Source organism: Lysobacter sp. CA199, from assembly GCF_052078715.1.
Classification (GTDB): Bacteria; Pseudomonadota; Gammaproteobacteria; order Xanthomonadales; family Xanthomonadaceae; genus Lysobacter.
The window spans coordinates 166,476-188,076 of record NZ_JBQJIL010000014.1; the positions used below are offsets into that span (position 1 = coordinate 166,476).

General features: G+C 66.9%; 15 protein-coding genes and 1 pseudogene. 8 read left to right on the forward strand and 8 right to left on the reverse strand.

Translation table 11 applies throughout. From position 1 onward, the window contains the following. Nucleotides 1-8 precede the first annotated feature (8 nt). Nucleotides 9-443 (reverse strand): thiol-disulfide oxidoreductase DCC family protein, encoded by a 435-nt coding sequence (locus ACTOWJ_RS24420; RefSeq protein WP_441337219.1) that lies wholly within the window; start codon nucleotides 441-443, stop codon nucleotides 9-11. Nucleotides 444-508: 65 nt separating this feature from the next. Continuing rightward, on the reverse strand, nucleotides 509-1,177 hold the full coding sequence (locus tag ACTOWJ_RS24425; protein WP_441337220.1) for a GbsR/MarR family transcriptional regulator: 669 nt from the start codon (nucleotides 1,175-1,177) through the stop codon (nucleotides 509-511). Between the two features lie 396 nt (nucleotides 1,178-1,573). Here ACTOWJ_RS24425 and lexA point away from each other — a divergent pair, with 396 nt between their 5' ends. The 4 genes and pseudogenes from lexA (at nucleotide 1,574) to ACTOWJ_RS24445 (ending at nucleotide 8,178) form a co-directional block, all read left to right on the forward strand. Further along, nucleotides 1,574-2,254, forward strand: coding sequence for a transcriptional repressor LexA (lexA, locus tag ACTOWJ_RS24430; RefSeq protein WP_441337221.1), 681 nt, complete (start codon nucleotides 1,574-1,576; stop codon nucleotides 2,252-2,254). An 8-nt stretch (nucleotides 2,255-2,262) separates the two neighbouring features. After that, nucleotides 2,263-2,919 (forward strand): annotated as a pseudogene (gene imuA / locus ACTOWJ_RS24435) (translesion DNA synthesis-associated protein ImuA); the annotation flags it as partial. A 676-nt stretch (nucleotides 2,920-3,595) separates the two neighbouring features. Continuing rightward, nucleotides 3,596-5,053 carry a Y-family DNA polymerase gene (locus tag ACTOWJ_RS24440; RefSeq protein ID WP_441337222.1) on the forward strand — a complete coding sequence of 486 codons (1,458 nt, stop codon included), beginning with the start codon at nucleotides 3,596-3,598 and terminating at the stop codon, nucleotides 5,051-5,053. Then, nucleotides 5,050-8,178: an error-prone DNA polymerase gene (locus tag ACTOWJ_RS24445; protein ID WP_441337223.1), complete on the forward strand. Its 3,129-nt coding sequence runs from the start codon at nucleotides 5,050-5,052 to the stop codon at nucleotides 8,176-8,178. The genes ACTOWJ_RS24440 and ACTOWJ_RS24445 overlap by 4 nt, the downstream gene beginning before the upstream one ends. A 191-nt stretch (nucleotides 8,179-8,369) precedes the next feature. Here ACTOWJ_RS24445 and ACTOWJ_RS24450 read toward each other — a convergent pair whose 3' ends face one another. Together ACTOWJ_RS24450 and ACTOWJ_RS24455 are read right to left on the reverse strand one after the other, a co-directional pair. Then, nucleotides 8,370-8,915, reverse strand: a complete 546-nt coding sequence (locus ACTOWJ_RS24450; RefSeq protein ID WP_441337224.1) for a response regulator transcription factor — start codon at nucleotides 8,913-8,915, stop codon at nucleotides 8,370-8,372. Next, complete coding sequence (locus ACTOWJ_RS24455; protein WP_441337225.1) at nucleotides 8,912-10,138, reverse strand: ATP-binding protein; 1,227 nt, start codon at nucleotides 10,136-10,138, stop codon at nucleotides 8,912-8,914. Before ACTOWJ_RS24455 ends, ACTOWJ_RS24450 begins: the two co-directional genes overlap by 4 nt. Nucleotides 10,139-10,463: 325 nt before the next feature. Here ACTOWJ_RS24455 and ACTOWJ_RS24460 point away from each other — a divergent pair, with 325 nt between their 5' ends. Further along, a complete protein-coding gene (locus tag ACTOWJ_RS24460; RefSeq protein WP_441337226.1) occupies nucleotides 10,464-10,895 on the forward strand; it encodes a hypothetical protein in 432 nt (143 codons plus the stop codon). Between the two features lie 283 nt (nucleotides 10,896-11,178). On the opposite strand, the gene ACTOWJ_RS24465 is transcribed toward ACTOWJ_RS24460, so the two are convergent. Both ACTOWJ_RS24465 and ACTOWJ_RS24470 read right to left on the reverse strand, forming a co-directional pair. Next, nucleotides 11,179-12,678: a PPC domain-containing protein gene (locus ACTOWJ_RS24465; RefSeq protein ID WP_441337227.1), complete on the reverse strand. Its 1,500-nt coding sequence runs from the start codon at nucleotides 12,676-12,678 to the stop codon at nucleotides 11,179-11,181. A 212-nt stretch (nucleotides 12,679-12,890) separates the two neighbouring features. Beyond that, complete coding sequence (locus ACTOWJ_RS24470; protein ID WP_441337228.1) at nucleotides 12,891-15,686, reverse strand: TonB-dependent receptor plug domain-containing protein; 2,796 nt, start codon at nucleotides 15,684-15,686, stop codon at nucleotides 12,891-12,893. 488 nt (nucleotides 15,687-16,174) lie between these two features. Here ACTOWJ_RS24470 and ACTOWJ_RS24475 point away from each other — a divergent pair, with 488 nt between their 5' ends. Both ACTOWJ_RS24475 and ACTOWJ_RS24480 read left to right on the forward strand, forming a co-directional pair. Beyond that, a complete protein-coding gene (locus ACTOWJ_RS24475) occupies nucleotides 16,175-17,941 on the forward strand; it encodes a DUF1800 domain-containing protein (protein WP_441337229.1) in 1,767 nt (588 codons plus the stop codon). 14 nt (nucleotides 17,942-17,955) lie between these two features. Further along, complete coding sequence (locus tag ACTOWJ_RS24480) at nucleotides 17,956-19,395, forward strand: DUF1501 domain-containing protein (protein WP_441337230.1); 1,440 nt, start codon at nucleotides 17,956-17,958, stop codon at nucleotides 19,393-19,395. 162 nt (nucleotides 19,396-19,557) lie between these two features. Here ACTOWJ_RS24480 and ACTOWJ_RS24485 read toward each other — a convergent pair whose 3' ends face one another. Further along, nucleotides 19,558-20,481 (reverse strand): LysR family transcriptional regulator, encoded by a 924-nt coding sequence (locus ACTOWJ_RS24485; protein ID WP_441337231.1) that lies wholly within the window; start codon nucleotides 20,479-20,481, stop codon nucleotides 19,558-19,560. Nucleotides 20,482-20,640: 159 nt separating this feature from the next. On the opposite strand from ACTOWJ_RS24485, the gene ACTOWJ_RS24490 reads away from it, so the two are divergent. Further along, entirely contained in the window at nucleotides 20,641-21,390 is a 750-nt protein-coding gene (locus ACTOWJ_RS24490; RefSeq protein ID WP_441337232.1) for an SDR family oxidoreductase, read from the forward strand. Here ACTOWJ_RS24490 and ACTOWJ_RS24495 read toward each other — a convergent pair. Beyond that, nucleotides 21,378-21,521: a DUF6053 domain-containing protein gene (locus ACTOWJ_RS24495; RefSeq protein ID WP_441337233.1), complete on the reverse strand. Its 144-nt coding sequence runs from the start codon at nucleotides 21,519-21,521 to the stop codon at nucleotides 21,378-21,380. The two genes, ACTOWJ_RS24490 and ACTOWJ_RS24495, sit on opposite strands and share 13 nt — an antisense overlap. Nucleotides 21,522-21,601: the final 80 nt, after the last annotated feature.

A 21,601-nucleotide genomic window follows, 5' to 3' on the forward strand; every position in this document is an offset into this window, starting at 1 on the left:
CGTCTGCCTCAGTAGTGCGTGGGGCAATGACCGTCGTCGCAATGCGGCGCCGCGTCCTGACCGGCTTCGCGATAGCCCAGCCAGCGCGAGACGCGATGGCGGTTCGGCGCGATCCAGCGGTACGCGCGCGCGGCCAGGCGGCCGGCGCCGGGCACGCGCAGCGGCCAGGTCAGCCAGCCCAGGCCGACCGCGCGATAGGCCTCGGCGATGCCGGGCACGCCGATCCGCCATTCGCCGTCGGCGCAGCGCACGTGCAAGGCATTGCGCAGCGCATCGAGTTCGAAACCCCATTGCGCCGGATCGAAGTCCGGCTCGGCGATATCGACCAGCCGCAAACGGTTATGGCGGTCGCCGGCCTTGAGCCGGTGCATTTCTGTGCGGCACAGCGGGCAGGCGCGGTCGTACAGGGCGATGACTTGGAGCGGGACGGCGTCGTTGCTCATGATCGTCTCCTACAGTTATTTCGGTAATTACAGAAATTGATAGGCAAAAAAAGGCCGGCGAGCGCTCAGGGCGAGCGCTCGCCCGGCCTGGATTCGGTTGCGTCCTGGGCGGGTTCGTCGCGAGCGGGCGCATCGTTGTCGGCCTCGTCCTCGAACATCACGGACTGCGCCGGCGGCAACGGCTGCACCGGGCCACGCACGAACTGCTGGATGCGCGCGCCCATCTTGAGCAGCTTGATCAGGGTCTTGGGATCGAGCCGGTTCATCTCGTCGATCCAGCTCGTGCCGGTCTCCATGAACTCCAGCACTTCGCGCATGCGTTCGAGCGTGCGGCGGTCGCGCGGATCGTTCTGATCCGGCGCCACGGCGGCGTTGTCGCCGTCGAGCACGGCGGTGCGCAGCATGCTCAGGGTCGGTTCGATCTCGCGCCGGCGACGCTCCTGGACCACCGCGCGGAAGATGTCCCAGACGTCCTTGTAGGTTTCGAAGTGGTCGCGTCGGTCGCCGAGCACGTGGCTGACCCGGGCCAGATTCCAGCCCTGCAGTTCCTTGAGGCTGGTGCTGACGTTGGAGCGCGCCAGATTGAGGGTTTCGCAGATCTCGTCGGCGGTGATCGCGCGTTCGCTGAGGAACAGCAGCGCATGGATCTGGGCCACGGTGCGGTTGACGCCCCAACGGCTGCCCATCTCGCCCCAGTGCAGGATGAAACGTTCTTGGAGCGGGCTGAGGGGCATGGACTTCTCTTATTTCTGTTTAGACAGAAATTAAAGAACAAACCGCAGCGCGTCAATATGCCGCAGCGTCCGTTCGTCGGCGAGTCGGTTTCAGACTGTAGGAGCGGCGCGAGCCGCGACAACCGCAGTGACGTACGAGAGCGCGATTTTCCGCAGCCGATACTCCACAGGTACTTGAATTTACGGCCGTTTTCTAGGTCTTCGGAGGGCTGCGCTTACCTACGTCGCTTCGGTTGGTCGCGGCTCGCGCCGCTCCTACAGACGGCGCCCGGCGTCGCAGGCAGGGAGATTGAGGGCGCTCAATCTGCACCAACACCCCACCCCACGGCACCCGCCGTCCGTCGGCGATGTCCACGCCGGGTGACCGGCACGCCCTTTTATTACTAATATTAGTACATGAGCCTGACCGACCTCCGCCGCGCCTTGTTGGCCTACCTGCACGAGCGCATCGCCGCCGACGGCCTGCCGCCGTCGCAGCAGGAGATCGCCGCGCGTTTCGGCTTCCGCCAGAACCGTTCCGCCGGTTACCACCTGCAGGCCTTGCAGGCGCAGGGGCTGATCGAGCGGCTGCCGGGACGCGCGCGCGGGATCCGTCTGCGCGAGGCGGGGGTGCGCGAGGTGGCCCGGTTCCGTGCCGAGACCGGCGGCGGCGCGTTGACGCCCTCGCCCGTCCTGCATGCCGCCAACGACGACGGCCGCGTGGCCCTGCCGATCCTCGGCCGGGTCGCCGCCGGCCCGCCGATCGGCGCCGACGCCGATCCCGACAACCATGTATTGATCGACCGCCGGCTGTTCTCGCCGCGTCCGGATTACCTGTTGCGGGTCAAGGGCGATTCGATGCGCGAGGACGGGATCTTCGACGGCGACCTGATCGCGGTGCATCGCACCACCGAGGCGCGCAGCGGCCAGGTGGTGGTCGCGCGCATCGACGATGAAATCACCGTCAAGCGCCTGCGCATCGATGCCGACGGTATCGCGCTGTTGCCGCGCAATCCCGATTACGCGCCGATTCTGGTGGCGCGCGACGCCGACTTCGCGATCGAAGGCCTCTACTGCGGCCTGGTACGCAGCGCCTGAGCGCGGCCATGAGCCAGTTGATCTCCATCGAAAATCTGATCGGCACGCGCCGGTTGTGGCGCGGCCAGCCGGCGAACCTGGCGCCGTCCTCGCAGCCCACCGGCCACGCCGCGCTCGATGCCGCGCTGCCGACCGGCGGATGGCCCGAGGCCGCGCTGACCGAACTGTTGCTGCCGATGCACGGCGTGGGCGAACTGGAACTGATGTGGCCGGCGTTGGCGCGGCTGTCGCGGCCGACGCTGCAAGGCGCGCCGTCGAAGTCGGCATCGGCGCAGGCCGCGCATGCGCTCGATGGCGGCATGATCGTATTGATCGATCCGCCGTACCTGCCCTACGCGCCGGCCTGGCGCGACGCCGGCGTGGCCTTGCCGCGTTTGCAGGTGATCCGCGCGCACGGCCGCGATGCCTTGTGGGCGGCCGAGCAATGCCTGCGTTCGGGCGCCTGCGCGGCGGTGCTGTGCTGGCCGCAGCGCGCCGACGATCGCGCGCTGCGCCGATTGCAGGTCGCCGCCGAGACCGGGCAATGTCTGGGCTTCGCCGTGCGCGACGCGCGCGCTGCGCTCAACCCTTCGCCGGCCGCGCTGCGCATCGCCATCGACGCCGCACCGCGGCAATTGCGTGTGCTCAAATGCCGCGGCGGCAATGTACCGACCCGACCGATTCCGTTTCCGTCCACGTCCACCGCGCAGGCGCAGGCGCCGGCATCGGCATTCGCGCGACGGTCGCGCGAACGCGGCGCAGTCGACATCGCGCCCCCTGCCGACAGTTCCGTCATCCTCTTCAGTGCGCGGAGCTTGAGCCCCGACGCCGCCCGATCCGACGCCGCGATCGGGTCGCAAAACATCGTGCCCGAAAGCCCTCCCTCGGCCGCGCTCGACAGCGCAAGCCCGAAGTCGCTCGCACACGAACCCCGAAGCGACGAGGTCTTTTGTGGGAGGGGCTTCAGCCCCGACGCCATCCGACCCGACACCGCGATCGGGCCGCAAAACGTCGTGCCCGAAAGCCTTTCCACGACCGCGCTCGACAGCGCAAGCCCGAAGTCGCTCGCACACGAACCCCGAAGCGACGAGGTCTTTTGTGGGAGGGGCTTCAGCCCCGACGCCATCCGATCCGACGCCGCGATCGGGCCGCAAAACATCGTGCCCGAAAGCCCTCCCTCGGCCGCGCTCGACAGCGCAAGCCCGAAGTCGCTCGCACACGAACCCCGAAGCGACGAGGTCTTTTGTGGGAGGGGCTTCAGCCCCGACGCCATCCGATCCGACACCGCGATCGGGCCGCAAAACGTCGTGCCCGGAAGCCTTCCCGCAACAGCTCCGACCGCCCCGCGCTGAGTCGAACGCCATGCGCTGGGCCTGCCTGCTGCTGCCGCAAATGGCGATGGACGTGGTCCTTCGCAATCACCCGCATCCCGAGCGGCCGCTGGTGCTGGTCGACGGCCCGCATGCGCGCCGCCGGCTGTATGCGGTCAACGCCGCCGCGCGCGCGATCGGGCTCAAGCCGGGGATGACGCTGATCGCCGCGCACGCCATCGTCGACGGTTTCCAGATGGTCGAACACGATCCGCAGGCGGTCGAACACGCGCGCCGGTTGCTCGCCGCCTGGGCCTATCGCTACAGCTCGCAGGTCAGCATCGAATTCGAGCACGCCATCGTTCTGGAGATCGGCCGCAGCCGCAGTCTGTTCGGCCTGTGGCCGCAATTGTACAAACGCCTGGGCGAGGAACTGCGCGAACTGGGCTTCCGTTACCGCATGGCCGCCGCGCCGAATCCGTATGCGGCGCGCGCCTTGACCAACCTCGCCGACGGTTTGTTCTTCGACGACGACATGCTGCTGCCGGCGCTGGCCAAGATGCCGATCGAGCGCTGCGGCCTCGACGCCGACGTGGTCCAGGCCCTGCAACGCATGGGCCTGCGCAGGCTCGGTGCGGTGTTCGCCTTGCCGCGCGCGCCGTTGGCGCGGCGTTTCGGACAGGACGTGCTGACCCGGCTCGACGCGCTGCGCGGCGAAGCTTCGCCGATGTTGAACTATTTCCAACCGCCGGACGTGTTCGACGCGCGCATCGAGCTCGGTCATGAGGTCGAATCCAGTCTGGCCCTGTTGTTTCCGCTGCGCCGGCTCACCGCTGATCTGTCGGCGTATCTGTCCGGCCGCGACGGCGGCGTGGCGCGGTTCAAGCTGATCCTCGAACACGAACGCCATTCGCATCACGATCGCATCGCCGACAGCGAAGTCGTGGTCGGCCTGCTCGCGCCCGAACGCGAGGCGGCGATGCTGTTCGAACTCGCTCGCGGCCGCTTGCAGCACGCGCAGCTGCCGGCGCCGGTGATCGGCCTGCGCCTGTTGGCCGAACAATTGCCGCCGTTCGTGCCGGCGCGGCGCGACCTGTTCGACCCGCGCCCGCAGCAGGCGCTGCCGTGGGCGCAGTTGCGCGAGCGCCTGCGCGCACGGCTCGGCGACGAGGACGTGCACGGACTGGCGCTGCACGCCGATCATCGGCCCGAACGCGCGTGGCGGCGGGTGCTCGGCGATGCGCCGACGCGCGCGAACAAAAGCGCCGCCGCCCACGCCGCGATGCGCAGCGCGACCCGCCCGGGCTGGCTGCTCGACGCACCCGAACCGTTGCGCGATCCGGTCGCACGCATCCTCGCAGGTCCGGAGCGGGTCGAATCGGGCTGGTGGGATCACGACGACGTGCGCCGCGACTATTACCTGGTCGAAACCGTCAAGGGCCAGCGCGCCTGGGCCTATCGCGACGCGGGCGGCGACGGCCCGTTGATCCTGCATGGGTGGTTCGCATGAACGCTCTGTCCGCCGCCGCTTTGCCCGAGTACGCGGAACTGCATTGCCTGTCGGCTTTCAGTTTCCAGCGCGGCGCCTCGGTGGCCAACGAATTGTTCGACCGCGCCAAGGCGCTGGGTTATCGCGCGTTGGCGATCACCGACGAATGCTCGCTCGCCGGCATCGTGCGTGCTTGGCAGGCCGCCAAACGCACGGAGCTTGCGCTGATCGTCGGCAGCGAAATCCGCGTGCACGACGGCCCGAAGATCGTGCTGCTGGTCGCCGACTCGGCCGGCTACACCGACTTGTGCGGCCTGATCACGCAAGCCCGGCGACGCGCGAAAAAGGGCGAATACCTCAGCCTGACCGACGATTTCCGCGAGCGCAGCGCCAACCTGATCGCATTGTGGATCCCCGACGGCGCCGAACACGATGATGCCCATGCCGCGTGGTTGCGCGAACGTTTCGCCGATCGGCTGTGGCTCGCGGTCGAACTGCACCGCGGCCCCGACGACGATGCGCGCCTGGCCGCACTCACCGCACTGGCCGCCCGGCACGGCCTGCCGGCCGTCGCCGCCGGCGACGTGCACATGCACCAACGCGCACGCCGTCCGCTGCAGGACGTGCTGACCGCGGTGCGCCACCGCACCACCGTCGCCGAAGCCGGCGACCTGCTGTTCCCCAACGGCGAGCGGCATCTGCGCATCCGCAAGGCCTTGCAAGCGATCTATCCGGCGCAGTTGCTGGCGCAAACGGTGAAGATCGCCGAGCGCTGCGTCGGTTTCGATCTCAGGCGCGGCATCGACTACCAATACCCGCACGAACTGGTGCCGGCCGGCGAAACCGCCAAGACTTGGCTGCCGCAATTGGTCGAATCCGGGGCCGCGCGGCGCTGGCCGCACGGCGTTCCGGCGCAATCGCGCAAGCAGATCGAACACGAGTTGCGCATCATCGGCGAGCTCAATTACGAATCGTATTTTCTGACCGTTCACGACATCGTCCGCCATGCGCGCTCGCTCGACATTCTGTGCCAGGGACGCGGATCGGCCGCCAATTCCATCGTGTGCTATGCCCTGGGAATCACCGAAATCGATCCTTCGCGCATGGGCATGCTGTTCGAACGATTCATGTCGGTGGAACGCAACGAGCCGCCCGATATCGATGTCGATTTCGAACACGAGCGGCGCGAGGAAGTGCTGCAGTACGTATTCGCCCGCTACGGCCGCGAGCGCGCCGCCCTGACCGCGGTGGCGATCAGCTATCGAGGCCGCAGCGCTGTGCGCAATATCGCCGCCGCGCTGGGCATGCCGCAGGATCAGATCAGCGAACTGGCGCGCACGCTGGATCGCTGGAGCAGCGGTGTTCCCGAAGCCGAGCATCTGCGCGAACGCGGCCTGGACCCGGAATCGCCGCTGCTGCGAAACGTACTGGCGTTGACCGCGATCCTGGTCGGGGAAGGATTCCCGCGGCACTTGTCGCAGCATCCCGGCGGCTTCGTGATGTCCGAACGCCCGCTGCACACCTTGGTTCCGGTCGAGAACGCGGCGATGGACGAGCGCACCGTCGTGCAATGGGACAAAGACGATCTCGACGCGATGGGCTTGCTCAAGGTCGATTGCCTTGCCCTGGGCATGCTGACCGCGGTGCGAAAAACCCTGGCGCTGCTGGAAACCCAGGGCGTGCGCGGTCTCGACATGCCGGCCATCGTCAAGCACGAAGACGATCCGAAGGTCTACGACATGATCTGCGAGGCCGACACCGTCGGCGTGTTCCAGATCGAATCGCGCGCGCAGATGTCGATGCTGCCGCGCTTACGGCCGCGTACGTTCTACGATTTGGTGATCGAGATCGCGATCGTGCGGCCCGGACCGATCCAGGGCGACATGGTCAATCCCTATCTTCTGCGGCGAAAAGATCCGAATCTGGTCGAGTATCCCTCCGCGGCGCTCAAGGACGTGCTCCAGCGCACCTTGGGCATTCCGCTGTTCCAGGAACAGGTGATGCAGATCGCGATCGTCGCGGCGGGCTACAGCCCGGGCGAAGCCGATCAACTGCGCCGTTCGATGGCCGCGTGGAAACGTCACGGCGGCCTGGAGCCGCATCGCGAGCGTCTGCGCGAAGGCATGCTGGAACGCGGCTACACCGAAGATTTCGCCCACCGCATCTTCGAACAGATCAAGGGCTTCGGCAGCTACGGCTTTCCCGAATCGCACGCGGCCAGCTTCGCCTTGATCGCCTACGTCAGCTGCTGGCTCAAGTACTACCATCCCGCGGCCTTCGCCTGCGGCCTGATCAATTCGATGCCGATGGGGTTCTACACCCACGGACAGATCCTGCACGATGTGCGGCGCAAGGGCGTGACGGTGCTGCCGGTCGACGTGCGCTACAGCGATTGGGACTGCACGCTGGAAGCCGTACCCGGCGGCCGCGGCAACCATCCGCACGCCATCCGCATGGGGCTACGCCTGATCGCCGGTTTCGACGAGGCCTCGGCCGATCGCATCTGCGATGCCCGCGCGCGCGCGCCGTGGCGCGACGTCGAAGACTTGTGCGCGCGCGCGGCGATCGACACGCGCGTGCGCGCCCTGCTCGCCGATGCCGGCGCTTTGCGCGCGCTCGCTGGCCATCGCCACCGCGCGCGCTGGGCGGTGGCCGGCGTCGATACGCAATTGCCCTTGTTCGCCGGCCTGGCGCGCGACGAGGCGCCGGTGTCGCTGCCGCTGCCGACCGCCGGCGAAGACATGCGCGCCGACTACGCCCTGCTCGGCACCACACTGGGCCGGCATCCGCTGTCGCTGCTGCGCAGCGCCTTGCATGCGCGGCGTTGCCGGCGCTCGTCGCAATTGGCCAAGGTCGAACACGGCGCACGGGTGCGTTTCGCCGGTCTGGTGACGGTGCGCCAGAGTCCGGAGACTTCCAGCGGCGTGACCTTCCTGAGCCTGGAGGACGAGGACGGCATGGTCAACGCGGTGGTCTGGCGCGATCTGGCCCAGCGCCAACGGCGCGTCCTGGTGGAATCGCGGCTGATGGCGATCGACGGCAAGTTGGAACGGGTCGACGGCGTGCAACACATCATCGCCTCGCGCATGGAAGATCTGACGCAGCTGCTGGGTACATTGGCCACACATTCGCGCGATTTCCATTGAAATGCGCGCGGCCTGCGCCGTGGGCGCGACACATCGCGGCTCGCGCCTGCAGGAGCGGCGCAAGCCGCGACCGCGACAATCGGCTGACGTCGCAAACCCTGGGTTCGTCGTAACCGATTTTCGTCGTAACCGATTGTCGCGGTCGCGGCTTGCGCCGCTCCTACAGGGGCGTGGCCGGGTAGAACTTCGCCCTACTCCGGCCGCTCGCGCACCGGGCGCTTGGCCAGTTTTCGCTGCAAGGTGCGACGGTCCACGCCGAGCAGGCGCGCGGCGGCCGAGACGTTGCCGCCGCACTCGGCCAGTACCCGCTGCATATGTTCCCAACCCTGCCGGCGCAAGGACGGCGGCTCGGCCGGCGGTTCCGGCGGCGCTTGCGGCGACGGCGATTCGAACGACTGCGCCAGCGCATCGATATCGAACGGCTTGGGCAAGTAGTTCCAGGCGCCGCGACGCATCGCGTCGACCGCGGTGGCGATGCTGGCGTAACCGGTCGCCAGCACGATGCGCGCGCGCGGGCAGCGCTCGCGCAGGGCGCCGATCAGCAGCAAACCGTTGTCGGCGCCCAGCTTGAGATCCAGCACGATGCCTTCGGGCGCGAACTCCTCCAGCGCGCCCAAGGCGCTGGCGGCATCGTGGCGTGCCCGCACCTCCACGCCGCGCCGGGTCAGCATGCGCGCGAGCACTTGGCAGAACGCCAAGTCGTCGTCGATCAGCAAGATGCGCGCGGGCAGACTCATGACCCGGCCTGCGCGGTCGCAGACGGCGGCGCCAGCGGCAGTTCGATCTCGGTCATGCAGCCGCCGCCTTCGCGCTCGGTCTGGCGCACGCGGCCGTGGCTGCGTTCGATGCTGGCCTTGGAAATCATCAGACCGATGCCCAGGCCCTGGCCCTCGCTGTCGCGGCGCGGACGCGCGGCGATCTGCGCGGGCCCGGCGCCCCGGTCGAGAATGCAGACGGTGAGCCAGCCCTCGCGCGCCCGGGTGCGGACTTCCACCGGCGCGTCGATGCCGCGCGCGGCATTGGCGTCGGCGGCGTTGTTGATGAGATTGATCACCGCCTGCGGCAGGCTGGCGTCGACGCGCACGTTGCGGCCCGGCGCGCCGGCGTTGAACACCGCGGTCGCGTTGGGCCGCAGCAGACGCCAACGGTCGACGCAGGCGTGCACGAACGCGTCGGCATCCTCGTGCGTGCTCTCGCCGGCGGCGCCGCGACGCGCCATCTCGGCCAGCGCGCGCACGTGATCGCGGCAATGCGCCAGTTGCGCGCGCAGCAGTTCGATGTCCTCGCGCGGCGGCGGTTGCTGGCTGGACATCCAGTCGTCGACCAGCAATCCCATCGTCGCCAACGGCGTGTTCAACTCGTGCGCGGTGCCGGCCGCGAGCGAACCCAGCGCCGACAGCGACTCGTCGCGGATCGCGCGCTCGCGCGCTTCCGACAAGCGCCGGCGCTGATCGCGCACGATGGTCATGAAGCGGCTGAGCACCACCACCATGATGCCGGCCGAGAGCAGGAAGTTGACCCACATCCCGGTCACGTGCAATTGGAAATCGCTGCCGTGCACGTGCGGCAACGGCAGGTGGTGACGCAGCAGCCAGGTGTAGAGGCCCGCGGTCAGCACCGTCAGGCCCAGCATCGGCGCGATCTCCAGGCCGATCGCCGCCATCGCCACCGGCATCAGGTACAGCGACACGAACGGATTGGCCGGGCCGCCGGAGAAATACAGCAGCGCGGTGAGCGCGAGCAGATCCACCAGCAGCTGCAGCACCAGCGCGCGCGGACCGGCATCGCGATGGAGCAGCGACCACCAATGGCTGAGCACGTTGAAGGCCAGCAGGCCGGCGGAAATCGACAGCAGCGGTTTGGCCGGAATCGGCAGATTCAGGCGCTGGACCACGAACACGACGGTGAGCATCTGTCCGGCCACCGCCATGTAACGCAGGTAGATCAGCAGCTGCAGCACGGCCGGGTCCGCGGAACGGGAGGCGTCGATTATCGCATCGGCCGGGCGCGCGGGCCCGCCGCGAGGCTGCGACCGCGTGACGCGCCTCTCACGCTCGCTGCCGCCCTGCCGATCCGAGCCCTGCATCCGTCTTGAGCCGAGCCGGGCCCAACCGAACCGGGACCTCCGATTCGATGCCCGCGGCCCTGCCGTCCGCGCCAGCCCTGCCCCGACCGGCTGCGCACGCGTGCGCACCTGTCAAAACCGACAGGTCGCGTGCACGGCGACGGCGTGGCGCTATGCTCGGCCGGCCAGGATGGTCTGGCAATACATAGGGATGTACGTCATGAAATCGAATGGATCGATGTTGATGAACGGCCTGCTTTGCGGCGCGATCGCTCTTGCCGCGGTCGGATCGGCCGGCCACGCGCCCAGCGCTGAAGCGCAGACCTTGCCGAACCGGCCGGTGCTGTACTGCTTCGTCAGCCCCAACAACCAGCCGGCGCCTCCCGGCAACCTGGGCCGCTGCGCGACCTTCTATCAAGGCGCCAGCAGCTATCGCGCCGATTTCCAGGTGCGCAACCTGCCGGCCGGCAACTACAGCTACGTGTGGACCAACGACAACGGCCTGGTGCTGTCGTGCAATACGCAGAATTGCAGCCAGACCTATCGCGGCGGTATGCCGATTCTCGACGTGGTCAACGTCACCTACACCGACCTCGCCACCGGCGTGTCGAACACCCTCAGCCGCGACGTGCAGATCAACTCGCCGCTGTGAGCGGCGCCAGCGCGTAACCGCAAGCGGCGGGCTCGGGCCCGCCGCTTGTCCGCCTCGGCGGTGATGCGGATAAGCAGCGATGCAACGATGAAAAAAGATACGCGCGCCGGCCTCACCTGAGCCGGGGCAAAATATCGCCGACTTCCACGTTTTTGCGATGGCGCCTTGCCGTGCCTCATGGCGGCACCCGCAGTTTGGCCGCGACGCCCCGCCAGGCCAGCCGCAGCGGAAAAAAGCGGGCCGAAGCCCGCTTTATGTTGACGGCGACAAGCGCCGCGGAAGATCAGTAATCCACTCTTACGCTGACGTTCGAATAGCTGGTGTATCCGTACAAGCCGATGTAGAAGGTCCCCGCCGGCGGGTTGTTGACCAGCGCGCCTTCGTTGCTGCCGTTGATCGCCGGGCTGATGTCGTAACGCGCCGGAGTCGGCTGGGCGCCATGCTTGATCAGCATGTCGGCGTCGCCCGCGCCGCTCATGGTGACGTTGAAGTTGCTGGTTCCCAGCGGCACGGTGAACTTCAAGTACCGCAGCGTTCCGGCCGCCCCGCTCAGTGCGTTGATCGGCACGCCCGAGGTCAGCGTCTGCGCAACCGGCTGATTGTCCAGTGCATAGTTTCGGGCCCACACACTGGTCTGGCTGCCGTCGTACTGCTGCCACATGACGGTGAACTCGCCCGCGTGGTTCATCGCCACCGTGTGGCTCAGGGAATACGGGTTCGCGGCAGACGCGTTGTCGATCCTGAAGGCCGCGCCCAGCGCGGTTCCGTCCTTTGCGTACTGGCGTGCGTACAAGCCCCAGGAAGCGTTCGGATTGGAAGCGGCTGTGCGCGCGGCCCAGGCCACCACGAAACTGCCGTCCTCGGCCACACCCACCGCGGGCAGAAACGGCTCGGTGGCCGAGGCATCGACCAACACGTTGCCGCCCAGCAACTGACCGCCGGGCGAGTAACGCTGGAACGCGATGCTCTGAGTGTTGGTGTCGCGCGCGTAGTTCATCCACGCGATCACCTGATCGCCGGATTGATTGCCGGCCACGACCGGGTAATTGACCGTGTTGGGCGGACTGGTGATGTAGCTCAAAGGCGCAACCACGTTGCCGTTGCTGTCGAAGCGGGTAGCGGCCAGGCGCACGTGCCAGAAATCGGGAGTGACGTGCAACGACAGGTTGCTGAAACGACCGCTGGCATCGATCGAGGAACGCAACTGAGTGACAAAATCGCCGCTCTGGGCTACGAACTCAGGGCCTCGCGCGCTGCCGTTGCGGTTGAACACGCGATTGCGGCGGGTGAAGCTGTTGGCCGACAATTTGACCGTCCAAGCGATGGTGAAAATGCCATCGCTGTTCATCGATACGTACGGCTGACTGAAATCGGTCATCGTGCCCTGGTCGACACGAAAGCGCGGCGTGATCACCGTGCCGTTGCGATTGAAAACCGTCGCGAAAATGCCGCCCTGCCCGACCATTTCCTCGACCACGACATAGTTGCCGAGGCGATCGGTTCCCACATCGGCCCATACCACGCCGCTCAGTGTCTGCGCCATCGGCCACAAAGCCGAGCCCCCCGGCGCATAACGATTGAGATAGGAACCTGCCAGCAATACCGACTCGCCGCCGGCACCGGTCACCGCGTGCAGATCGGAAGAACGGGTCCCGTTAGAAATGCCGCCCGGTTGATACGGCGCCCCCAGCGCCCCGGCATTGGCTGCCGACATGATGCCTGTCAGCGCGATCGCCAAACCCATGGCCGACCAACGCACGGTGTTTGCTTTCCCCAAACGCATACAACCTCCTTGTGATGATACTTCGCCGTCCGAGCGACGCCGACTCACGAGCGCGTCGTCGCGGCAGGCGAATAATCGCACAAGCCGGTGTCAGATCGCGCGACTGGGCCAACGCGAAAAAACCGGTGTGGATCGTATGCATTTTTCTGGCACACGCAATCCAACAACCAGGGACGGGCCAGCCGCCCTGGTCGATTGGGAGCGATTCGATATCAATCGAACTTGATGTCGTACTCCAGCCAGAACTGACGGCCGTACGGGTCGTAGTTACCGACCGGATAGAACGGCCAGCCGCCGTTGTTGCGGTCCGCCGGCGGCTGCGAGTCGCGCAGGTTGTTGACCACCAGCGACAGCGTGGAGCGATCGCCGAAACGGTAGCCCACGCTGCCGTTGTACTTGGTGTACGGCGAGATGCGGCCGCTGCCGTCGCTCTTGGGCAGGCTGCCGTAACGCAGCGCGGTGAGGTTGGTGGTCCACGGGCCGATCGACCAGGTCAGGCCGGTGTTGACCTTGCTGCGCCAGTCGGTGTAGTCGAGGCTGTTGCGTATGTCGATCTTCGGATCGTCGGAGAACTGTTGATACTCGCGCTTGATCACCAGCGTGTAGGCCACGCGCGCGGCGAAGTCGCCGAAACGGCCGGCGTTCCAGCGCAGGTTGCTCTTCAGGTCGATGCCGTCGCTGCGTTCGGACGCGGCGTTGATGGCGTTGACCAGCACGCGGCGCACCTGGTCGGGCTGCACCGGCGCGTCGGACGGATTGCGGATCACCCGGCTCAACACTTCGCGGCAGTTCGGCGAGTTGATGTCGCGCGCTTCGCCGCCGATGGTCCGGCCGAGGCGGCAGTCGGCTTCTTCGCGCAGGATGCGGCTGCTGTCGAGATTGGTGAGCTCGTCGTCCAAGCGGATGCTGTAGTAGTCCACCGACAGATCGAAATGCTCCGACGGCGACCACACCACGCCCAGGCCATAGGACTTGCCGTTCTCCGGCTTCAGTCCGGCATTGCCGGTGCTGGTGTAATCGATCGCCAGACCGGAGAAGTCGCAGTCGTCGTAGGGCTGGCCGGCGGTGCGGCAGCGCCAGTAATCGGTCATGCCCGGGTTATAGCCGCGGGTTTCGGCGGCGAAGATGTAGTTCATGTCCGGCGCGCGGAAACTGGTGGCGACGGTGCCGCGTATCAGCAGGCTTTCGATCGGGCGGAATTCCAGCCCGGCGTTCCAGGTGGCCTTGCCCGACTTGCGTCCGGCGAAACGGAATTCGTCGTAGCGCGCGGCGGCCGAAGCGGTCAGCGTGCTGAAGATCGGTACGTTGATCTCCGCGCCGATGGCGTAGCGGTCGCGCTCGCCGCTGGCGCGCGAGCCGGCGCTGGTGTTCCAGAAGGTGCCGTCGCCCAGACGCGGATCGGGACGGTTGCTGTAACCCTGGGTGCCCGCTTCGAGCACGCCGGCGAAACCGACCGAACCGGCCGGCAAGTCGAACAAAGTGCCGTTGACGCTGAAGGCCAGATTCTGGATCCAGGACGCGTTGATGCCTTCGTGGAATCCGGTCAGGCGCTCGTAATCGGTAGGGTTCAGCGGCTGGTACAAACGCGCCGGATCGGGGTTGTAGATGCCGATCCCGGCCGCGGTGGTGCCCAGGCGCGGGCCGAGGTAGTACTCGTTGATGCCGGCCAGGAACTGGCGGCGCTTGGTGCGGTTCTCGTTGCGGCCGTGGTTGTAGGCCAGCTCGTAGTTCCAGTCGCTGTCGCCCAGCGCGCCGCGCGCGCCGACCGAGAACGCCCACGAGCGTTCCAGGAAACGGTTGTTGTTGGCGTGCGCCGAGCCGATCTCTTCCGGCGCGATGCGGCGATACCATATCTCGTTGAGGCCGCTGGCCTGGTTGAGGAAATAGTTGTTGTCCGAAGTCCAGCTCGGCGCGCGGGTGTTGTTCTCGATGCTGGCGATGCCCAACTGCACGTCGGCGAACAATTCGGTGCGATCGCTCAGGTGCCAGGTCAACAGGCCGTAGGCGTCGGCGTTCTTCTTCTGCGTCTGCACCGTCCAGAACGCCGGCGAGGCTTCGTTGCTGCCGCAGTACCAGCCCTGGCGCGGATTGTTGGCGCGCGAGGTGGAGCCATGATAAAGACCGGACAACCCGCCGCAGGCCGCGCCCGGATCGATGTAGCCGTTAGTGCGCGCGTTGCGGCGGAAGCCGACCTGGGTCGGCAGGAGCGCGGTGTCGCCGGGGTTGTCGAGCAGCGAATCCATGAAGTCGCGCTGGTCGCCCCAGATCGGTTCGCGATGCGAGAGTTCGATGCCGTAAACCGCGTCGAAGCGATCGCTGGAATGGCCGCTGACCAGTTGCAGGCGCTGGTTCTGCCCGCCGCCCTGCTCGGTGCCGCCCACGCGCACATTCAGCTGCGTGCCTTCGAACTTCTTCTTGAGGATGAAGTTGACCACGCCGGCGACTGCGTCGGAGCCGTACACCGCCGAGGCGCCGCCGCCGAGCACTTCGATGCGTTCGATCAGCGCGCTGGGAATATTGGCCAGATTGACCACGTTGACCGAGCCTTCGTAGGCCAGCGGGTAATCGGCCTGACGCCGGCCGTTGATCAGCACCAGGGTGTGGTTGGGCCCCAGGCCGCGCAGATTGATGACGTTGGCGGCCGGAGTGAAGGTGTTGCCGAAGTCCTCGCCCTGCACCGCACCGGTGTTCTGGCTCAGCGCTGCGAGCGCGTCGAAGGCGTTGCGGAAGCCTTGCTTGTCGATATCTTCGGCGCTGATCACGGTGACCGGCGAGGGGCCCTCCAGGCTCGCGCGCGGGATGCGCGAACCGGTCACCACGACCTGATCGAGCAAGGTCGCGGGTTTGTCGCCGGAGGCCGGTTGCGCGTCGGCCTGCTGTGAAGCGGCCTGCTCTAAATCAGCCGACTGCGCCAGCGCGGGAGCGCACAGCGCCGGAAGCGCCAGTGCGAGAAACACGGACAGCGGACGGCGTCGCAGCCGGATGACAGGCCGAATGACAGCTTGCATGGAGAATCCTTCAAGGGAGGGGTGCCGTGCGCGCTGTGCGCGATCCCCAGACCGACGCGGCACGGCTTCCACGCCATCTTTGTTGCTACGCACCACGACCAGAAATGAAGGGCGTGCATCTGCTTATGGCGACCGGGAATTTGCTTCGCGGCGCGACAGTCTACGGTCCACGCCACATACGGCTTGTGCGCAAATCCACGAATTCGCGGGAAATTGGCCGCGGCGGCCGATAGAGCGATCGGACAAACCCGGCAAACCGCACACACCTTGAGATACCGGGTAAGCAATGCGCGCGTGACGCGCTCCACGCATGGCCCGATACTCGTGACGCGCATTGTGCAGGCCGCGCGAAGACCAGGGTTCGAACAGTGACGCAGTTCATTGGCCCGCGCGAGGATCTGTGACGCAACCAGGGCTTTGCCGCTTGCCGGGCCGCATAAGCTCGCGCTCCTCCTGCCCGCCTATCGCCAGCCCATTAGGAGTGCGCCATGACCCGCTCTCTCTCCGCCTCCGAACAGGCGGCGCTCCGCCAGCACCTGCTGCAACGCTACGGCACCCTCGGCCGCGGCGCGCCTTCCAAAGCCGCGCGCACCAAGCTCGCTGGCGCGCTCGACGCCGCGGCGGCATCGCCGGACCTGCGCGCCGCGCCGGTCGTGGCGCTGCCCAAGGATCTGCCGAAAGCGCCGTTCGCGGTGCGCGTGCTCAACAATCTGAGTTACGGCGCCACCGCGCAATCGATCGCCGCATTCAACGCGCTGGGCAGCACCGGCGTGCTGCGACTGGCCAATTACGTCGATTGGCAGCTGGACTGGACCAACATCGACGACAGCGCGGTGGAAACGCGCTTGGCCAACGCCGGCTACACCACCCTGGGCAAGTCGTTGACCCAGTTGTGGGCCGACCACGTCAAGCCCAATCCGGCCTATGAAATACGCATGCGCCCAGCCTGGGAAATGCAGCGCGCGGCCTTGGTGCGCGCGGTCCATTCCAAGCGCCAGCTGCGCGAGGTGATGGTCAATTTCTGGCACGATCATTTCAACGTCATGGCCAGCGACTACGACGCCGGCCCGGTCTACGTGCACTATCAGCGCGACGTGCTGCGGCCGCAGGCGTTCGGCAATTTCCGCGCGATGCTCGAGCAAGTCGCCAAGAGCACCTCGATGCTCTACTTCCTCGACAACGCCTCCAACACCCGCGCCGGCCCCAATGAAAACTTCGCCCGCGAGTTGCTGGAACTGCATACGCTGGGCGCCGAGCACTATCTGGGTTTCATGGACCCGTTCCAGGTGCCGCCCGATGCCGAAGATCCCAGCTACCCGGCCGGCTACACCGACATCGACGTGTACGAGACTGCATCGGCCTTCACCGGCTGGTCGGTCAAGAACGGTCACTGGGAGTATCCGACCGAGAACGACGGCAGCTTCGTCTATCGCCAGGCCTGGCACGACGCGGGACCGAAGTTCCTGCTCGGCCGCATGCTCTACCCCGAGCAGCCGGCGCTGAAGGACGGCCGCGACGTGCTCGATCGTCTGGCCAGCCATCCCGGCGTGGCGCGCTTCATCTGCAAGAAGCTGATCCGCCGCTTCATGTCCGACACGCCCGATCCGGCGCTGGTGACCAGCGCGGCGCAAGTGTTCCGGCAGAACTGGCAGGCGCCGGATCAGATCGCCAAGGTGCTGCGCCACATCTTGAACACCGACACCTTCGTCAACGTGTGGGCGGCCAAGGCGCGGCGTCCGTTCGAAGCGGTCGCCGCCGCGATGCGCACGCTCGACAGCGACTGGACCATCGCCGTGGGCAATCAGAAGAGCGACGAGTTCTCCTGGCGCATGGGCTTCACCGGTCATGCGCCCTACGAGTGGCCGGCGCCGAACGGTTATCCGGACACCCGCGAGGCGTGGTCAGGCTCGGGCAGTTACGCGATGACCTGGAAGCTGCTCAACTGGTTCACCGAGACTAACGACAACAACGTCCCGCTCGCGCCGATCCTGGCGACCACGCGCAGCAAGGTGCCGTCGTGGACCGCGAACAAGCTGGTCGATTTCTGGTGTCAGCGCATCCTGGGCTACCTGCCCACGGCGGCGCGGCGCCAGACCCTGGTCGCGTTCATGGCCCAGAACGGCGATCCGGCCACCTACGTCATCACCGACACCAATGCCTGGGCCGGCAACGACCTCAAACGGCATTACAACCAGGAACGCCTGCGCAGCATGGTGTCCCTGATCCTGATGTCGCCCGAATTCCTCTGCCGCTAAGCCAGGACGCCGACATGACGACCCGACGCGATTTCCTCAAGGGCACCTGCGCGACCGCGGCCATCGGCGCGGTGGGCGGCCCCGCCCTGCTGTTCGCCAACCCCGCCTTCGCCGCCGCCAACGGCCACGACACCGTCGTGCACCTGTTCCTGCGCGGCGGCCTGGACGGCCTGAATCTGGTGGTGCCGACCGACGGCGCCGACCGCGGTTTCTACGAGCAGGCGCGGCCGAATCTGGCCATCGCCGCGACCGGCACTTACGGCGCGCTGCCGCTCACGCTGGCCAGCGGCGCCGGCACCGGCTTCGGCTTGCATCCTTCGGCGAGCGGATTGCGCGATCTGTGGAACGCCGGCCATCTGGGCATCGTGCATGCCTGCGGCCTGCTGACCAGCGTGACCCGCAGCCACTTCGACGCCCAGCTCTACATCGATCTGGGCACGCCGGGCCAGCAAGGCATCGGCAGCGGCTGGCTGGCGCGGGCGATGAACGCGCAGCCCAATCTCAACGGCACCGAACGAATTCCCGCGCTCGGCGTCGCCTCGCGCCAGCCGGCCGGATTGTTGGGTTCGGTACAGGCGTTGACCATGGGCAGCCCGTCGGATTTCGCGCTCAACGCCGGCGCCTGGTCGTGGCAGAAAACCCGCAGCGATTCGCCGGCCGGATTGAAAGGCGTCAACGAAACCCTGGGCAGCCTGTGGGGCGGCAGCTCGCCGCTGGAACTGGGCGGGCAGCGCGCCGACAGCGCACTCAAAGTGATCGCGCAACAAACCTACAGCGCGCCGCCGGCCGGCTGGCCGACCAGCGGATTCGCCCAGCAGTTGTGGACGATCGCCCAGTCGATCCAGTTCAACCTCGGCCTGCACTACGCCACCCTCGACCTGGGCGGTTGGGACACCCACGACGGCCAGGGCACCGCCGGCAGCGGCTATCACTACTACCAGAACAAGATCGCCGAACTCTCGCAGGCGCTGTCGGCGTTCTACGCCGCGCTCGACGCCAGCGGCCACGCCTCGCGGGTGACCGTGGTCGTGCAGTCCGAATTCGGCCGGCGCGTGCGCGCCAACGCCAACGGCGGCACCGACCACGGCTACGGCAATCCGGTATTGGTGCTGGGCGGACCGGTCAACGGGCGGCGCTTTTACGGCTCGTGGTCGGGCCTGGATCCGGAAATCCTCTCGCCGCATTTCGGCGACGTGCCGGTGACCACGGACCATCGCCGGGTGCTGTCGGAGTTGCTGGTCAAGCGCATGGGCCACAGCAACCTGGCGCCGGTGTTCCCCGGTTACAGCGGTTACGCGCCACTGGGGATCGTGCGCGACTTCGGCACCTTGGCCAAACCGGCGCCGGCCTTGCAGCAGCGTTTGCGGACGAAGGCGGCAGTGCAAGCGGCGCCGGCGGAAGAACCGGATCTGCTCGATCGTTTGGTGCGGTACGCGAAAGACTTGGTCGACTGAAGTTTTCGCCGCCCCCTACCCCCCCTTTGAAAAAGGGGGGGTAGGGGGGATTTGCTTTTGCTCCAGACCCCGCAACAAAAGCGAATCCCCCCGCGACCCGATTCTCAGTCGGACTTCCATCCAACGCCGAACGCGAGCCCCCTTTTCCAAACGTGGCAACGCTCAGCGACTCGCGCTCTGGTCTTCGTGGCCGAACTTGTCCGCGAACACCCCCGCCACCCAATCCACGAACGCGCGCACCCGCGGCGACAATTGCCGATGCTGCGGATACAACACCGACACCGGCACGCCCGGGCTGGCGTAATCGCCGAGCACTTCGATCAGGCGTGCATCGCGGATGTGCTGCTCCACGCCGTGCCGCGGCAGTTGGATCAACCCGCAGCCGCGCAACGCCGCGGCGACGTAGCACGCCGCGTCGTTGACCGATATCCATGAGTTCAATTGATACTCGCGCAAGCGTCCCTCGACCGTGAGTTCGAAGGGATATCGCAGGTCGCGATTGCTGGCGAAAAAACCGACCGCCTGATGCGCCGATAATTCGTCGGGATGACGCGGCGTGCCGAAGTACTGCAGGTACTCGGGACTGGCGCAGACCACCTCGGGCATCAACGCCAGGCGCTTGGCCACCAACGACGAATCGCGCGGCACGCCCGAACGCACCACGCAATCGATGCCTTCGCGCACCAGGTCGACCAAGCGGTCGCCGCTGCTGATTTCCAGATCGATCTGCGGATAGCGCCCACGGAACTCGTTGATGCGCGGCAGGATGATGCCGGTTGCATGGGTGCCGTGCAGGTCCAGACGCAAGGTGCCGCGTGGATTGCTCGCCACCGCGCTCAGCGCCGAATCGGCATCGTCGAGTTCGGCCAGCACGTGTACGCAGCGCTCGTAATAGGCCTGCCCGTCCAAGGTCGGCCGCACCTGACGGGTGGTGCGATCGAGCAGGCGCACGCCCAGGCGCGCTTCCAGTTCCTTGATCGCGTGGGTCGCGGTCGCCTTGGGCAGGTCCAGCACCGCGGCGGCGCGGGTAAAACTGCCCAATTCGACGATGCGGGTGAACAGGCGCAGGGCCTCGAAACGGTCCATGACGGTCTCCCAGGCGGATCATTGTTGGCGTTTTTTGAATTGTATTGCCAATTCGATCCGCTTTATCCACCCATGGCCAACGCGCAGACTGGCCCCACAGCGAAACCGCAGGCCGTCCGCCTCCCTCGCCTCCCCAATCGCCCGCCTCAGGAGTCCGCCATGTCCGTCCCGACCTCTTCCTCCATGACCGCTCTCGTCACCGGCGCCTCGCGCGGCATCGGCCGCGCCATCGCCCTGCGCCTGGCCGCCGACGGCTACGCCGTGGTCGTCAATTACGCCGGCAACACGGCCGCGGCCGAGGCCGTGGTCGCCGAAATCCGCCAGGCCGGCGGCCAAGCCGCCGCCGTACAGGGCGACGTCGCCGACGCCGACGCCATGCAAGCCGTGTTCGACTTCGCCAAGGCGACCTTCGGCCGCCTCGACGCGGTGGTCAACAGCGCCGGCGTGATGCCCTATGTGCCGATCGAAGGCGGCGATCTGGCCGAGTTCGACCGCGTAGTGACCACCAATCTGCGCGGCAGTTTCATCGTGCTCGGCCTGGCTGCGCAGCATCTGGACGAAGGCGGCCGCATCGTCGCGCTGTCGACCAGCGTGATCGGCAAGGCCTTCCCGAACTACGGCCCTTACATCGCCTCCAAGGCCGGTGTCGAAGGCCTGGTGCATGTGCTGGCCAACGAACTGCGCGGCCGCAACATCACCGTCAATGCGGTCGCGCCGGGCCCGGTGGCGACCGAGTTGTTCCTCAACGGCAAGAGCGAGGAACAGATCGCCCACTTCGCCGGCCTCGCTCCGCTCGAACGCCTCGGCCAACCGGAAGAAATCGCCTCGGCGGTGTCATTTTTGACCGGTCCGGACGGTAGTTGGGTCAACTCGCAGGTATTGCGGGTCAACGGCGGCTACATTTTCTGAGGCTCGCATCGCCGGCGGCGCGTCGCTGCGAAAAGCGCGTCGTCGTGTGCGAGAAGGCCTTCAGGCCCGACGCTTTGTTTTCCGATCGCGGCGTACTGAACGAAGAGCGTCGGGCCTGAAGGCCCTCCCACAAGAACACTCGCGGCAACGTCGTCTCGCGACTCGCATTCCCTCGTTCCTCTCGCGTTTTGCCTCTGCTTCGTTTTTCGTT

Bases quoted from the DNA above. Each gene is read 5' to 3' on its own strand.
- ACTOWJ_RS24420 (WP_441337219.1), bottom strand. From the start codon at position 443: ATGAGCAACGACGCCGTCCCGCTCCAAGTCATCGCCCTGTACGACCGC.
- ACTOWJ_RS24425 (WP_441337220.1), bottom strand. From the start codon at position 1,177: ATGCCCCTCAGCCCGCTCCAAGAACGTTTCATCCTGCACTGGGGCGAG.
- lexA (WP_441337221.1), top strand. From the start codon at position 1,574: ATGAGCCTGACCGACCTCCGCCGCGCCTTGTTGGCCTACCTGCACGAG.
- ACTOWJ_RS24440 (WP_441337222.1), top strand. From the start codon at position 3,596: ATGCGCTGGGCCTGCCTGCTGCTGCCGCAAATGGCGATGGACGTGGTC.
- ACTOWJ_RS24445 (WP_441337223.1), top strand. From the start codon at position 5,050: ATGAACGCTCTGTCCGCCGCCGCTTTGCCCGAGTACGCGGAACTGCAT.
- ACTOWJ_RS24450 (WP_441337224.1), bottom strand. From the start codon at position 8,915: ATGAGTCTGCCCGCGCGCATCTTGCTGATCGACGACGACTTGGCGTTC.
- ACTOWJ_RS24460 (WP_441337226.1), top strand. From the start codon at position 10,464: ATGAAATCGAATGGATCGATGTTGATGAACGGCCTGCTTTGCGGCGCG.
- ACTOWJ_RS24465 (WP_441337227.1), bottom strand. From the start codon at position 12,678: ATGCGTTTGGGGAAAGCAAACACCGTGCGTTGGTCGGCCATGGGTTTG.
- ACTOWJ_RS24470 (WP_441337228.1), bottom strand. From the start codon at position 15,686: ATGCAAGCTGTCATTCGGCCTGTCATCCGGCTGCGACGCCGTCCGCTG.
- ACTOWJ_RS24475 (WP_441337229.1), top strand. From the start codon at position 16,175: ATGACCCGCTCTCTCTCCGCCTCCGAACAGGCGGCGCTCCGCCAGCAC.
- ACTOWJ_RS24480 (WP_441337230.1), top strand. From the start codon at position 17,956: ATGACGACCCGACGCGATTTCCTCAAGGGCACCTGCGCGACCGCGGCC.
- ACTOWJ_RS24485 (WP_441337231.1), bottom strand. From the start codon at position 20,481: ATGGACCGTTTCGAGGCCCTGCGCCTGTTCACCCGCATCGTCGAATTG.
- ACTOWJ_RS24490 (WP_441337232.1), top strand. From the start codon at position 20,641: ATGTCCGTCCCGACCTCTTCCTCCATGACCGCTCTCGTCACCGGCGCC.